Genomic DNA, 11,771 nt, shown 5'->3' on the forward strand with positions numbered 1-11,771 from the left:
CCTTCGCCGCGTCCCGCCGCGTCAGGACGCCCGCGAACCGGCAGACGTCGGTCGAGGTGCCGCCCATGTCGAAGCCCAGCACGGCTCCGGCGCCGGCCGCGACCGCGGTTCGCGCGACCCCCACCACGCCGCCGGCGGGCCCGGAGACCACCGCGTCGCGGCCGCGGAACGCCTCGGCGCGGACCAGGCCGCCGGCCGAGGTCATGAAGTAGAGCGGCGCGCCGGCCACCGCGTTGGCGACCTGGCGGACGTAGGCCTGCAGCACCGGCGTCAGATAGGCGTCGGCGACAGTGGTCTCGGCGCGAGGGATGAACCGGGGCAGGGGAGACACCTCATGGCTGAGCGCCACGAAGGCGAAGCCGGCCTGCCGGGCCAGGTCGCCAGCGGCCAGCTCGTGGGCCGGGTTGAGGTCAGCGTGCAGGAAGGCGATGGCGCAGGCGTCGTAGCCCTCGGCCGCTGCGCCGCTGAGCTTCGCAGCCAGGGCGGCGAGGTCCAGCGGGCGGACCACGGCGCCGGCCGCGTCCAGCCGCTCATGGGCCTCCACCACGCCGGCATAGAGCGGCGCTGGCCTGACGATATTCAGGGCGAAGAGGTCGGGGCGGGTCTGGTCGCCGATCACCAGGGCGTCGGCGAAGCCCTCGGTGGTGACGAACAGGGTCTTCGCCCCGCGGCGCTCCAGGAGCGCATTGGTGGCGACGGTGGTGCCCATCTTGATGGCCGCCACCCGGTGGGCGGGGAAGGGCTGGCCGGGGGCGGCGCCCAGCACCCGGCGCATGGCTTCCACGGCGGCGTCGGCATAGGCCGGCGAGGCTGAGAGCAGCTTCAGCGAGACTTCCGACCCGTCGTCGGCGCGGCCGATCACATCGGTGAAGGTGCCGCCCCGGTCGATCCAGAAGCTGAAGCGCCTGTCCAAAACTTAACCTCGGTAATGATTGTCACGGCGCGGCCACGGTCTTATGGCTTCCGCTTACTCTCATGAGCTTCTGGCGCAAAATAGCTGGGCTGGCGGTCCGCAACCTCGACGAAGCGGACTGCGCCCAATGCCCGCCCGGCCTGCCCGGCGAGGACCCCGCGTTCTCCACCGCGGTGACGGCGCTTGGGGCGAAGCTGGCCAAGGCCGACGGTGACGCCCGGACCGGCGAGTACGACGCCTTCTCCATCGTCTTCCAGTCCGAGCCGCAGAGTTCCGGCAATGTGCGCAGGCTCTACAACCTGGCCCGCCAGACCACCCGCGGCTTCGAGAGCTATGCCCGGCGGCTGAAGAAGCGCTACGGCGGCTGCCCCCAGCTTCTCGAGGACGTGCTGGACGGCCTGTTCCACATCGCCGGCTCCGACGGCGCGGTGACCGCCGACGAGCTGAGCTATCTGGAGCGGGTGTCGGAGCTGTTCGGCCAGTCGCCGCTGACCTTTCGCCGGCTGAAGGCGACGCACCTGGGCGCGGCCAACGACGACCCCTACACGATCCTGGGGGTGGCGCCCGACGCCACCGACGAGGCCGTGCGCGCCTCGTGGAAGGCGCAGCTTTCCGAGGCGCACCCCGACCGCGCCCGGGCCCGCGGCCTGCCGTCGGAGTTCATCGAGGTGGCCGAGGCCAAGGCCGCGGCGATCAATGCGGCCTTCGACACCGTGGTGCGCGAAAGGCGGGCAATGACACTGCAAGGCGCAGCATAGTGAGCGATCCCGGCGGGTTAACCCTTCTGTGAGGTTGACGACGGGAACCCGCAGGGCGACATATTCTCTATAGTCCCTGGATAAGGGGCATGAAGGAACGCTGATGGTGAGAGAATTCGCCGCCCGGCACGGATCCGCCCTTCGCAGCCTGGCTGTGATCGGGGGCAGCCTCGCGACCGCCGCCGCCGTGGTGGTTGGCCTGATGCTGGCGGTGTTCTTCGCCGCCACCGTCGCCGTGATCGCGCTGATGGCCTCGGCGCTGCTGGTCCTGGCCGGCCTGGCGCTGCGGGCGCGGCGCACGGCCCGCGCCCGCTCGCGCGGCGATGGCGTCATCGAAGCCCGCCACCTGGGCGGCCACCACTGGGTGGCCTACGGCTGGAACGAGCGCAGCTAGGCGCCTCACCTGCTCCGAAAGCGGAGCTAGCTGGCTTTCCACGAACCACACGAACGGGGCCGACTGCTCGGCGTGCCGCTGCCTGCTGGCGTGGTTCGTGTGGTTCGTGGCCCATCTTGTCGCCGGCGAACCGGGAGAGCAGGGGATCAGCAGAGATGACAGGGGAGGTGTTGCCGACTACCGTCGCCTTTCAAACAGATGTTGGGAGGACGGCCATGATCGGTGTGATCGCGACGCTTAAGATCCAGGATGGCAAGGCCGATGAGTTCGAGGCCTTCTTCGGCGAGCTGGCCAAGCAGGTTCGCGCCAACGAGGCCGGCAACGTCGCCTACCAGCTCACCAGGAGCCGCACCGAACCCAACACCTACAAGGTCCTGGAACTCTACAAGGACCAGGACGCGCTCACCCATCACGGGGGCACCGACTACTTCAAGGCCGCGGGGCCGAAGTTCGCCGGGGTGCTGGGCGGCCGGCCGGAGATCGAGTACCTCGACGGCGTGGGCTAGGGCCATGGACCTGGACTTCAGCGCCGAGGACCTGGCTTTCCGCGAGGAGGTCCGCAGCTTCATCGCCGCCAACTTCGACGACGACATGCGCGCGAAGATGACCCAGTCGAAGAACGGCCACATCGACAAGGCGGGCCAGGTGCGCTGGCTGAAGCGCCTGCACGAGAAGGGCTGGATCGTCCCCGACTGGCCGGTGGAGTACGGCGGCACCGGCTGGGCCGCGGCGCAGAAGTACATCTACGACATGGAGATGGCGCTGGCCGGGGCGCCCTCCACCGGCAACATGGGTATCCGCATGTGCGCGCCGGTGGTGATGGCCTTCGGCACCCCCGAACAGAAGGCCCAGCACCTGCCCAAGATCCTGGCGACCGACGTGTGGTGGTGCCAGGGCTATTCCGAGCCGGGTTCGGGGTCGGACCTGGCGTCCCTGGCCATGAAGGCCGAGCGGGACGGCGACGACTATGTGCTCAACGGGTCGAAGACCTGGACCACCTATGGCCAGTGGGCCGACTGGATGTTCTGCCTGGTGCGCACCAGCCAGGAGCCGATCCGCCAGATGGGCATCAGCTTCCTGCTTCTCGACATGAAGAGTCCAGGCATCACCATCCAGCCGATCCGCACCCTGGATGGCCCGCCACAGGGCGACCAGGAGGTCAACCAGGTGTTCTTCGACAACGTCCGCGTGCCGGTTTCAAACCGCATCGGCGAGGAGGGCCAGGGCTGGACCTACGCCAAGTACCTGCTGCAGTTCGAGCGCGGCAACGCCTATGCGCCCGGGCTCACCAACCAGCTGGCGAAGGTCAGGAAGATCGCCGGCCTGGAGCGGGCCGATGACGGCCAGCGGGTGCTGGACGACCCGGACTTCCGCAGAAAGCTTTCCGAGGTGCAGATCAAGGTCGAGGCGCTGAACGCCACCGAGCTTCGGGTGTTCGCCGGACGCGCGGCCGGCGAGGCCATGGGCGCCACGTCCTCGATGCTGAAGCTGGAGGGTTCGCAGATGCAGCAGGCGATCACCGAGCTCGCCTTGGAGGCGGTGGGGGTCTATGCGCAGCCCTTCGTGGAGGACACCTGGGCGCATCTGCGGGGCGAGACCAACGTGCCCCGCGCCGGGCCGGACTATGCGGCGACGGTGGCGCCGATGTACTTCAATTACCGCAAGACCTCGATCTATGCGGGGTCCAACGAGATCCAGCACAACATCATGGCCAAGATGGTGCTGGGCCTTTAGCCCAGCCCGATGATGCGGACCGCCGCCACCTGGGCCGGGTTCGCCATGATGTGCCTGGGCATGTTTATGGCGATCCTGGACGTGCAGGTGGTGGCCACCTCGATCCCGACGATCCAGCGGGCGCTGGACGTGGCGCCCGACCAGATCTCCTGGATCCAGACGGCCTATCTGATCGCCGAGGTGATCGCGATCCCGCTGACCGGGTTCCTGACCCGGCTGCTGACCATGCGGTGGCTGTTCGTGGCGGCGCTCAGCCTGTTCACCGTGGCGTCCATCGGCTGCGCCGCCAGCACCAGTTTCGAGAGCCTGATCGCCTGGCGGATCGTCCAGGGGCTGGCCGGCGGCACCCTGATCCCGGCGGTGTTCTCGGCAGTGTTCCTGTTGTTCCCGAAAGGCCGCCAGGCGGTGGCCACCACGGTGGCGGGCGTGCTGGCGGTGCTGGCGCCCACCGTGGGCCCCGTGGTCGGCGGCTGGATCACCGAGACCTACTCCTGGCACTGGCTGTTCCTGATCAATGTGGTCCCGGGCGTGGTGGCGGCGGTCGCGGCGATCTGGCTGCTGCCCCGGCACCGGCCGAACTGGGGGGAGGCGAGGACGCTGGACGCGGCCTCACTGGGGCTGATGGCGCTGGCGCTGGCGGCCCTGGAGATCGGACTGAAGGAGGGCCCGGCGCGGGGCTGGCTGTCGGCGCCGATCCTGGGGCTGCTGGCGGTGACGCTGGGGGCGGCGGGCGTCTTCCTGCGACGAACCCTGAGGGCTCCACACCCCATCGTGCAGCTTTCAGCATTCCGCGACCGGGGCTTCGTGATCGGCTGTCTGTTGAGTTTCGTGCTTGGGGTGGGCCTGTTCGGCTCGGTCTATCTGATGCCGGTGTTCCTGGCGGCGGTGCGCGGCTACGGCGCCCTGCAGATCGGCGCGATCATGCTGGTCACCGGGGTAGTCCAGCTGGTCATGGCGCCCATCGCGGTGGCCCTGGAACGCCGGGCCGATGCGCGGCTGCTCACCGCGGCGGGGTTCGCTCTCTTCGCCGCAGGGCTGGCCATGAGCGCCTTCGAGACCCCGCAGACCGGCTACGACGAGATGTTCTGGCCGCAGGTGGTGCGGGGCGCGGCGATCATGTTCTGCCTGCTGCCACCCACCCGCATGGCGCTGGGACATCTGGCGGATCACCAGGTGGCCGACGCCAGTGGCCTGTTCAACCTGATGCGCAACCTGGGCGGGGCCATCGGCCTGGCGCTGATCGACACGGTGCTCTACGGCCGCGGGCCGCACCACGCCAAGGCGATCATCGCCGACCTGCAGGCGGGCGACGTGGCCACCGCGCAGGCGGTGGGCATACCGCTGGCGATGTTCACCGCGCGGGGGTCAGATCCCGTCGACCCGGGCGTCATGGCCATGCTTGAGCCGATGGTGCAGGCCCTGGCCTTCACCCGCGCCGCCAACGAGGCCTGGGCCATGGTGGCGGTGCTGACGTTGACCGCCCTGGCCAGCGTGGCGTTCGCGCCGCGCCGGCCGCAGGCCTGAGCGCTACTTGCTAAGCTGGCCGCGGACCGCGCCGCCAGGGAACTCGGCGTTGTGGACGTTGACGTAATAGGCGCCGGGATTCTGCAGGATGTCCTTGACCACCGCGGCGTCGGCGGTGGCGCAGCCGGAGCTCTTGCCAGCGGCGGGGGCCTCGAGCTTCACCACCACAGGCCCGGCGGCGTCGGCGGGCGCCTTGTGGATATGCGCCATGGTGGCCGCCGCGATCGCCCTGACCTCAAGTTCGTAGCAGACCTGGGCCTGGCCGACGTTGACCCGCAGGCGGGCGTCGCCGCCGCCGTCCGGATCGCCGGCGGCGGGCTTCTCCGCCGCGCCGGTCAGGCTGGCGCCGAGGGGCCGGCCGCCCTCCTGGGCCGAAGCCGGGATGGCGAAGAGCGCCAGGACGCAGGCGGCGCCCGCGAGGCGGATCGGGAGGTGAGGCATGGCAGGTTCCTTCAGTTGATCCGTGTGGGGATGATCACCGGCAGGTGCTCGTAGCCCTTCACGAAGGACGAGTGGACCCGGCGGGGCGGGCCGGTGACCTCGATGGTCGGGAAGCGCTTGAGGATCTCTTCCCAGATGACCTTGAGCTGCAGCTCGGCCAGGCGGTTGCCGACGCAGCGGTGGATGCCGAAGCCGAAGGACAGGTGCTGGCGCACCCGCGGGCGATCGATCCAGAAGTCGTTGGGCCGCTCGATGACCTCCTCGTCGCGGTTGCCGGAGACGTACCACATGGCGACCTTCTCGCCCTGCCTGATGGTCTTGCCGCCCAGCTCGAAGTCCCGGGTGGCGCGGCGCGCCATGTAGGCCAGGGGCGTCTGCCAGCGGATGGTTTCCGACACCATGGCCGGGATGCAGGAGGGGTCGGCCTTCAGCCGGGCGTACTGGTCGGGGTTCTGGTTCAGCGCCAGGATCGAGCCGGTGATGGTGTTGCGGGTGGTGTCATTGCCGCCGACGATCAGCAGGATCAGGTTCCCCAGGTATTCCATGCGGTCCATGTTCCGGGTGGCCTCGCCGTGGGCCAGCATGGAGATCAGGTCGGGCTTGGGCGGGGCGTTCACCCGCTCGTTCCACAACCGCATGAAGTAATCGACGCACTCGAAGAGCTCCGCGCGGCGCTCGGCCTCGGCGCCGTCGGGATCGGTGGTGGAGAAGATGCCGCTGTCGGGGGCCGCGGTGGCCACGTCCGACCAGCGGGTGAGCTTGCGGCGGTCCTCCCAGGGGAAGTCGAACAAGGTCGCCAGGGTCATGGTGGTGAGCTCGATGGAGACCTTGTCCACCCAGTCGAACTCCACGCCGATGGGGCAGGCGTCGAGGATCTCGCCGGCCCGCTCGCGGATGATCGGCTCCATCTTGGCGAGGTTGGGACCTGCGACGATGGGGCTGACGGTCTTGCGCTGCACGTCGTGCTTGGGCGGGTCCATGGCGATGAACATCGGCAGGGTGAAGTCTTCCGCCGGATCGGGCAGGACGATGGTCGGCTCCGAGGAGAACACCTCGTGATTGGTGTCCACGGCCATGATGTCGTTGTACTTGGTCACCGACCAGTAGCCGCCGATCTCCTCCTCGGCGGAGACCGCCCAGTGCACCGGGTCTTCTTTCCGCAGGCGCTCGAAGTAGGGCCACATGGTGTCGGTGCGGAACAGCTCCGGATCGGCCGGATTGATCTCGGAAAGCGGCATGGCGTAGGCGGCGTCGCGGGCCGCACGCTTTACGTCGATGGAGCCGTCGTCCATGGGTCGTCCTCCCGGGCCGTCAGCGCTCTCTGACCGCCGTTCAGATAGCATCGCTCCGATTGGCCGCCAGGGGAAGTCGTCGCCGGCGGCCCGCGGGGCCAATGCTGGCGGCGGGCGCAGATTTTCTGGACTGACGCGGCGGTCGGGCGATGGTCTACGCTTCGCCTAACAGTTGTTTGAACCGGAACCTGCGCATGGCCGCCGACGCCCTCTTCAAGCCCTTCAGCGTCAAGGGTTTGCACCTCAAGAACCGCATCGTCATGGCGCCCATGACCCGTTCGTTCTCACCGGGCGGCGTGGCGACCGAGGACGTGGCGCAATACTACCGCCGACGCGCCGAGGGCGAGGTGGGGCTGATCGTGTCGGAGGGCACGGGCGTGGACCGGCCGGCGTCGCTGAACGATCCCAAGGTGCCGCGCTTCCACGGAGAGGCGGAGTTGGCCGCCTGGAAACGGGTGATCGACGAGGTGCACGCGGCGGGCGGGGTGATGGCGCCGCAGCTCTGGCACGTGGGCGCGGTGCGCAGCCGCGAGGCGGAGTGGACGCCGCCGGGCCCCTATGACAGCCCGTCGGGTCTTTCGCGGCCGGAAAAGAAGTTCGGCGAGGCGATGAGCGACGCCGACGTGGCCGACGCCATCCGCGCCTTCGCCGAGGCCGCGGGGAACGCCAAGCGGCTGGGCTTCGACGCCGTGGAGCTGCACGGGGCGCACGGCTATCTGATCGACCAGTTCTTCTGGGACGGCACCAATCGTCGCGAAGACGCCTATGGCTCCAAGGCGCTGCCGGGCCGGGCGCGGTTCGCCGGCGACATCCTGCGCGCGGTGCGCCAGGCGGTGGGGCCGGACTACCCGGTGATCATCCGCATCAGCCAGTGGAAGCAGCAGGACTACGACGTGAAGCTGGCCGAGACGCCCAAGGCGCTGGAGACCTGGCTGGGCGCCCTGGTCGACGCCGGCGCCGACGTGCTGCACTGCTCGCAGCGCCGGTTCTGGGAGCCGGAGTTCGAGGGCTCGGACCTGAACTTCGCCGGCTGGGCCAAGACGCTTACCGGTGTGCCGACCATCACCGTGGGCTCGGTGGGCCTGTCGGGCGATTTCATCGCGGGCTTTTCCGGCGAGAGCGCCCAGCCCGCCTCGCTGGAGGAACTGGAGCGCCGGCTGGATCGCGGCGACTTCGACCTGGTGGCCGTGGGCCGGGCCCTGCTTCAGGACCCGCAGTGGGCGGTGAAGGTCCGCGAGGGCCGCACCAGCGAACTGGCCGCCTTCGAGCGCAGCGTGATGGCGACGCTCTATTAGCCGTTGAAGTTGAGCTTCAGGCCGGGCCGGGGCCAGCGGGCCTTGTAGAGCTTGCCGGTGGCCGAGGCGGTGACCCAGGCGGTGCGCATGTCGTCGCCGCCGAAGCAGATGTTGGTGCAGATCAGATCCGGGAACGGGTAGTGCTCGGTGGCGCCGTCGGGGTCGAAGGCGGTGATGCCGCCGTTGATGATGGTGGCCACGCAGACCTTGCCGGAAGCCTCCATCGCCAGGCTGTCGAGGAGCTGGTAGCCGGGCAGGTTGCAGATCACCCGGCCGGGGGCGAAGCCGGGCTGCGGGCCGAGTTGGCCGGGCGCCTCCATGTCGAAGGCCCACAGGCGGCCGAGCTGGGTGTCGGCGACATAGACGACGCGCTCGTCCGGCGAGAGGCCGACGCCGTTGGGGGAGATCAGGTGGTCGCGCTGGCGGCTGATGTGGGAACCGTCGGTGCGCGCGTAGCAGAGCGCCCCGTGCTTGCGGCCCTCCGGCGTCGAGCAGCCGTGGTCGGTGAACCAGAAGCCGCCCTGCTTGTCGAACACCAGGTCGTTGGGCCCCACCAGGCGCTTGCCCTCGCAGGCGTCGTAGACGGTCTCCAGCTTTCCCGACTCGAGGTCGAAGCGCTGGATCATGCCGCCGGTGTGGCTGGCCGGCGTCGGGCCGGGAACGCACATGCCTTGCACGTCGAGCCACTCGAAGGCCGCGCCGTTGTTGGTAATCCAGATGGCCCCGTCCGGGCCGATTGCCGCGCCGTTGGGGCCGCCGCCGGTCTCCACCACGGTCTGCTTGGCCCCGTCCGGGGTGACCCGGGTCAGCCGCTGGCCCTTGATCTCGGTGAGGATCACCGAGCCGTCGGCCATGGCGATGGGCCCCTCAGGGAATTCGAAGCCCTCGGCGACCAGTTCGATGTCCATGGCGTTTTTCCCTGCCGGCTTTTCTGACATTATGTCCGCAATGCGCGGCCCGAGGCCACTGTCGATGACCAAGCTCTACGAATGGGACTTCTTCGCCTGGACGAAGGATCAGGCTGACGCCCTGCGCCGGCGCAGCGTCAACGAACTCGACTGGGAAAACCTGCTGGAGGAGGTTGAGAGCATGGGACGGCAGGAGCGGGGAGAACTCAGGAGCCATCTCGTAGTGCTGCTGACCCACCTGCTCAAATGGCGTTTCCAGCCCGAGCGGCGAGGACGAAGCTGGATGCTCAGCATCCTTGAGCAGCGTTCCGAAGCCCAGCGCGTGATGCGGGAGAACCCCAGCTTAAAGCCCGTGATCGAAGAGATCATGCGCGAGGCGTATGAAACCGCTCGATTGCGTGCGGCCAAGGAGACCCGCCGCCTGCCGAAGCGGTTTCCCGCGCAGTGCCCGTTCACCTGGGACGAGGCCATGGCCGAGCCGGTGGGCGACGCGGATTGAGTCAGAGGCGTTCCAGCACCCGGAAGGTGAAGGAGTATTCGTCCTCGTCGCCGGCCTCATGGCGCTCCGAACGCACCTCGCGCCACTGGCTTTCGTCGATGGGATCCAGCACCACGTCGCCCTCCACCTCGGCGTGCACCTCGGTGAGGTAGAGCCTGCGGGCGCGGGGGAGCGCCAGGCCGAACAGGGAGGCGCCGCCGATCACGCAGACCTCGGCCTGGCCGTCCTCCTCGGCCTGTTCGCGACCGATGGAGAGCGCCTCGGAGAATTCCTCGCAGACGACCGCGCCGTGCGGTTCGAAGGATCCGTCGCGGGAGAGCACGATGTTCATTCGCCCGACCAGGGGCTTGCGGGGCAGGCTGTCCCAGGTCTTGCGGCCCATGATCACCGGCTTGCCCATGGTCACCGCCCGGAAGATCGCCAGGTCGGACTTCAGCCGCCAGGGGAGCTTGCCCCTGCGCCCGATGACGCCGTTGCGGGCGCGGGCGATCGGGCCGGCGGTGAGGATGGCGCTAACTGGCACGGCCCTGCCAACGCTTGTCGAGCACTTCGATCTTGGGCGGAGGGCGCCACCACTCTTCAGCCACGTTCAGCGGCGCCAAGTAGGTGAAGGCTCGCTCCCAAACGGCTCTCAGCGGGACCGCAAACTCCATACGAGCTTCGGGCTCACTCAGCCGACCGGCGATGACGCCATCGGCCATGCTTTCCAAGAAGGCGAACACACGACGCATGGCGGCTGTTGCCTCGCCGGTTTCGTCTTCCATCATGTGCATCGGCACGGCGCCACGAAGCACCTCTCGCGCGGCAAGCAGGTCTCCAGAATTCCACTTTCCGATGAACTGCACGATCTCATCGACTGGATCGGCCGGGGGCGCTGACGGCTTGGCGACCTCCGTCACGCTCACGGGGCCGACCACCTGAAGCATACGACGGATTCTGTTTGCAGCTGGCCCCAACGCGGCTAGCAGGTTCGCGTCCTGCCGTTTGGATACGTATGTGAGCGGCGTCAGGCCGAGCAGGTCGGTGGGGAGTTGAAGCTTTTCATCGTCGGGCATCACGTAGACGCACCGGTCAGAGCCACGTGCTCCGATCATCAGCCCCAGTTCAAAGACGACATTGTCCCGAGGCGTGGCGCCCTGCTCCAGCCGCATCACTCGGATGTCGTCCGGCGTAAATACGAACGCTGCGAAGTCCGTCTTCCTAGCTACCTCCAGGAGGTCGGCCAGCGTCGATGCGGTGGGGGTGAATACACCCTGCGGCCAGACGGTGGGCTCAGCATCGTATTCCAAGCTCTCCTGGAGAGCGTAGGCCACTTCCAAACCCTCGACCGACGAGCCGATGAAAAGGCTTGGCTTCCCGTTTGAACTCACCTGGCCACCTTGGCGGGGATGTGCGGGTGGGCATGATAGTCGACCAGTTTGAAGTCTTCATATCCGTAGCTGAACAGGTCGGCCTTGTCGGCGAGCTTCATCACCGGCAGCGGCATGGGCTGGCGGGTCACCTGCAGACGGGCCTGGTCCAGGTGGTTCAGATAAAGGTGGGCGTCGCCCAGGGTGTGGACGAACTCGCCGGGCTCCAGGCCCGTGACCTTGGCTACCATCAAGGTGAGCAGGGCGTAGCTGGCGATGTTGAACGGCACGCCCAGGAAGACGTCGGCCGAACGCTGGTAGAGCTGGCAGGAGAGCTTCCCGTCGGCCACGAAGAACTGGAACAGGCAGTGGCAGGGCGGCAGGGCCATGTCCTCCACATCAGCGGGGTTCCACGCCGAGACGATGTGGCGGCGGCTGTTCGGGTTGGTCTTCAGGCCCTCCACCACGGCGGCGATCTGGTCGATCACCCGGCCGTCGGGGGCGGCCCAGGAGCGCCACTGCTTGCCGTAGACCGGTCCGAGGTCGCCGGTGGGGTCGGCCCATTCGTCCCAGATGCTGACGCCGCGTTCCTGCAGCCAACGCACGTTGGTGTCGCCGCGCAGGAACCACAGCAGCTCCAGGATGATCGACTTCTTGTGCAGCT

14 protein-coding genes are annotated in these 11,771 nt (G+C 68.4%); 7 read left to right on the forward strand and 7 right to left on the reverse strand.

The window, feature by feature from the left end:
• Nucleotides 1-913: hydantoinase/oxoprolinase N-terminal domain-containing protein (locus ACLL81_RS11915; protein WP_411288561.1), on the reverse strand; the 913-nt coding region annotated here is incomplete at its 3' end.
• A gap of 62 nt (nt 914-975) precedes the next feature.
• On the opposite strand from ACLL81_RS11915, the gene ACLL81_RS11920 reads away from it, so the two are divergent.
• The 5 genes from ACLL81_RS11920 (at nt 976) to ACLL81_RS11940 (ending at nt 5,323) form a co-directional block, all read left to right on the forward strand.
• Nucleotides 976-1,671 carry a TerB family tellurite resistance protein gene (locus tag ACLL81_RS11920; protein WP_411288562.1) on the forward strand — a complete coding sequence of 232 codons (696 nt, stop codon included), beginning with the start codon at nt 976-978 and terminating at the stop codon, nt 1,669-1,671.
• 103 nt (nt 1,672-1,774) lie between these two features.
• The gene (locus tag ACLL81_RS11925; RefSeq protein WP_411288563.1) at nt 1,775-2,065 is read left to right on the forward strand and encodes a hypothetical protein; all 291 of its coding nucleotides are present in this window, start codon (nt 1,775-1,777) and stop codon (nt 2,063-2,065) included.
• A gap of 215 nt (nt 2,066-2,280) precedes the next feature.
• Nucleotides 2,281-2,571 carry a putative quinol monooxygenase gene (locus ACLL81_RS11930; protein ID WP_411288564.1) on the forward strand — a complete coding sequence of 97 codons (291 nt, stop codon included), beginning with the start codon at nt 2,281-2,283 and terminating at the stop codon, nt 2,569-2,571.
• A 4-nt stretch (nt 2,572-2,575) separates the two neighbouring features.
• Nucleotides 2,576-3,799 (forward strand): acyl-CoA dehydrogenase family protein, encoded by a 1,224-nt coding sequence (locus ACLL81_RS11935; RefSeq protein ID WP_411288565.1) that lies wholly within the window; start codon nt 2,576-2,578, stop codon nt 3,797-3,799.
• Nucleotides 3,800-3,808: 9 nt separating this feature from the next.
• Nucleotides 3,809-5,323 carry a DHA2 family efflux MFS transporter permease subunit gene (locus ACLL81_RS11940; protein WP_411288566.1) on the forward strand — a complete coding sequence of 505 codons (1,515 nt, stop codon included), beginning with the start codon at nt 3,809-3,811 and terminating at the stop codon, nt 5,321-5,323.
• Between the two features lie 3 nt (nt 5,324-5,326).
• Here the strand turns inward: ACLL81_RS11940 and ACLL81_RS11945 are convergent, their stop codons facing one another.
• Together ACLL81_RS11945 and ACLL81_RS11950 are read right to left on the reverse strand one after the other, a co-directional pair.
• Nucleotides 5,327-5,764, reverse strand: coding sequence for a CHRD domain-containing protein (locus ACLL81_RS11945; protein WP_411288567.1), 438 nt, complete (start codon nt 5,762-5,764; stop codon nt 5,327-5,329).
• An 11-nt stretch (nt 5,765-5,775) separates the two neighbouring features.
• Nucleotides 5,776-7,056, reverse strand: coding sequence for a cytochrome P450 (locus ACLL81_RS11950; RefSeq protein WP_411288568.1), 1,281 nt, complete (start codon nt 7,054-7,056; stop codon nt 5,776-5,778).
• Between the two features lie 194 nt (nt 7,057-7,250).
• On the opposite strand from ACLL81_RS11950, the gene ACLL81_RS11955 reads away from it, so the two are divergent.
• Nucleotides 7,251-8,351 carry an NADH:flavin oxidoreductase gene (locus ACLL81_RS11955; RefSeq protein WP_411288569.1) on the forward strand — a complete coding sequence of 367 codons (1,101 nt, stop codon included), beginning with the start codon at nt 7,251-7,253 and terminating at the stop codon, nt 8,349-8,351.
• On the opposite strand, the gene ACLL81_RS11960 is transcribed toward ACLL81_RS11955, so the two are convergent.
• On the reverse strand, nt 8,348-9,259 hold the full coding sequence (locus tag ACLL81_RS11960; RefSeq protein WP_411288570.1) for an SMP-30/gluconolactonase/LRE family protein: 912 nt from the start codon (nt 9,257-9,259) through the stop codon (nt 8,348-8,350). The genes ACLL81_RS11955 and ACLL81_RS11960 overlap by 4 nt on opposite strands.
• 64 nt (nt 9,260-9,323) lie before the next feature.
• Here ACLL81_RS11960 and ACLL81_RS11965 point away from each other — a divergent pair, with 64 nt between their 5' ends.
• Nucleotides 9,324-9,758, forward strand: a complete 435-nt coding sequence (locus ACLL81_RS11965; RefSeq protein ID WP_411288571.1) for a DUF29 domain-containing protein — start codon at nt 9,324-9,326, stop codon at nt 9,756-9,758.
• Nucleotide 9,759: 1 nt separating this feature from the next.
• Here ACLL81_RS11965 and ACLL81_RS11970 read toward each other — a convergent pair whose 3' ends face one another.
• The 3 genes from ACLL81_RS11970 to ACLL81_RS11980 form a co-directional block, all read right to left on the reverse strand.
• Nucleotides 9,760-10,281 carry a dihydrofolate reductase gene (locus ACLL81_RS11970; RefSeq protein ID WP_411288572.1) on the reverse strand — a complete coding sequence of 174 codons (522 nt, stop codon included), beginning with the start codon at nt 10,279-10,281 and terminating at the stop codon, nt 9,760-9,762.
• The gene (locus tag ACLL81_RS11975; protein ID WP_411288573.1) at nt 10,271-11,128 is read right to left on the reverse strand and encodes a nucleotide-binding protein; all 858 of its coding nucleotides are present in this window, start codon (nt 11,126-11,128) and stop codon (nt 10,271-10,273) included. The genes ACLL81_RS11970 and ACLL81_RS11975 overlap by 11 nt, the downstream gene beginning before the upstream one ends.
• Nucleotides 11,125-11,771: thymidylate synthase (locus tag ACLL81_RS11980; protein WP_411288574.1), on the reverse strand; the 647-nt coding region annotated here is incomplete at its 5' end. The genes ACLL81_RS11975 and ACLL81_RS11980, both read right to left, overlap by 4 nt.

Source organism: Phenylobacterium sp. (assembly GCF_046590535.1).
GTDB lineage: Bacteria > Pseudomonadota > Alphaproteobacteria > Caulobacterales > Caulobacteraceae > Phenylobacterium.

Bases quoted from the DNA above. Each gene is read 5' to 3' on its own strand.
- ACLL81_RS11920 (WP_411288562.1), top strand. From the start codon at position 976: ATGAGCTTCTGGCGCAAAATAGCTGGGCTGGCGGTCCGCAACCTCGAC.
- ACLL81_RS11925 (WP_411288563.1), top strand. From the start codon at position 1,775: ATGGTGAGAGAATTCGCCGCCCGGCACGGATCCGCCCTTCGCAGCCTG.
- ACLL81_RS11930 (WP_411288564.1), top strand. From the start codon at position 2,281: ATGATCGGTGTGATCGCGACGCTTAAGATCCAGGATGGCAAGGCCGAT.
- ACLL81_RS11935 (WP_411288565.1), top strand. From the start codon at position 2,576: ATGGACCTGGACTTCAGCGCCGAGGACCTGGCTTTCCGCGAGGAGGTC.
- ACLL81_RS11940 (WP_411288566.1), top strand. From the start codon at position 3,809: ATGATGCGGACCGCCGCCACCTGGGCCGGGTTCGCCATGATGTGCCTG.
- ACLL81_RS11945 (WP_411288567.1), bottom strand. From the start codon at position 5,764: ATGCCTCACCTCCCGATCCGCCTCGCGGGCGCCGCCTGCGTCCTGGCG.
- ACLL81_RS11950 (WP_411288568.1), bottom strand. From the start codon at position 7,056: ATGGACGACGGCTCCATCGACGTAAAGCGTGCGGCCCGCGACGCCGCC.
- ACLL81_RS11955 (WP_411288569.1), top strand. From the start codon at position 7,251: ATGGCCGCCGACGCCCTCTTCAAGCCCTTCAGCGTCAAGGGTTTGCAC.
- ACLL81_RS11960 (WP_411288570.1), bottom strand. From the start codon at position 9,259: ATGGACATCGAACTGGTCGCCGAGGGCTTCGAATTCCCTGAGGGGCCC.
- ACLL81_RS11965 (WP_411288571.1), top strand. From the start codon at position 9,324: ATGACCAAGCTCTACGAATGGGACTTCTTCGCCTGGACGAAGGATCAG.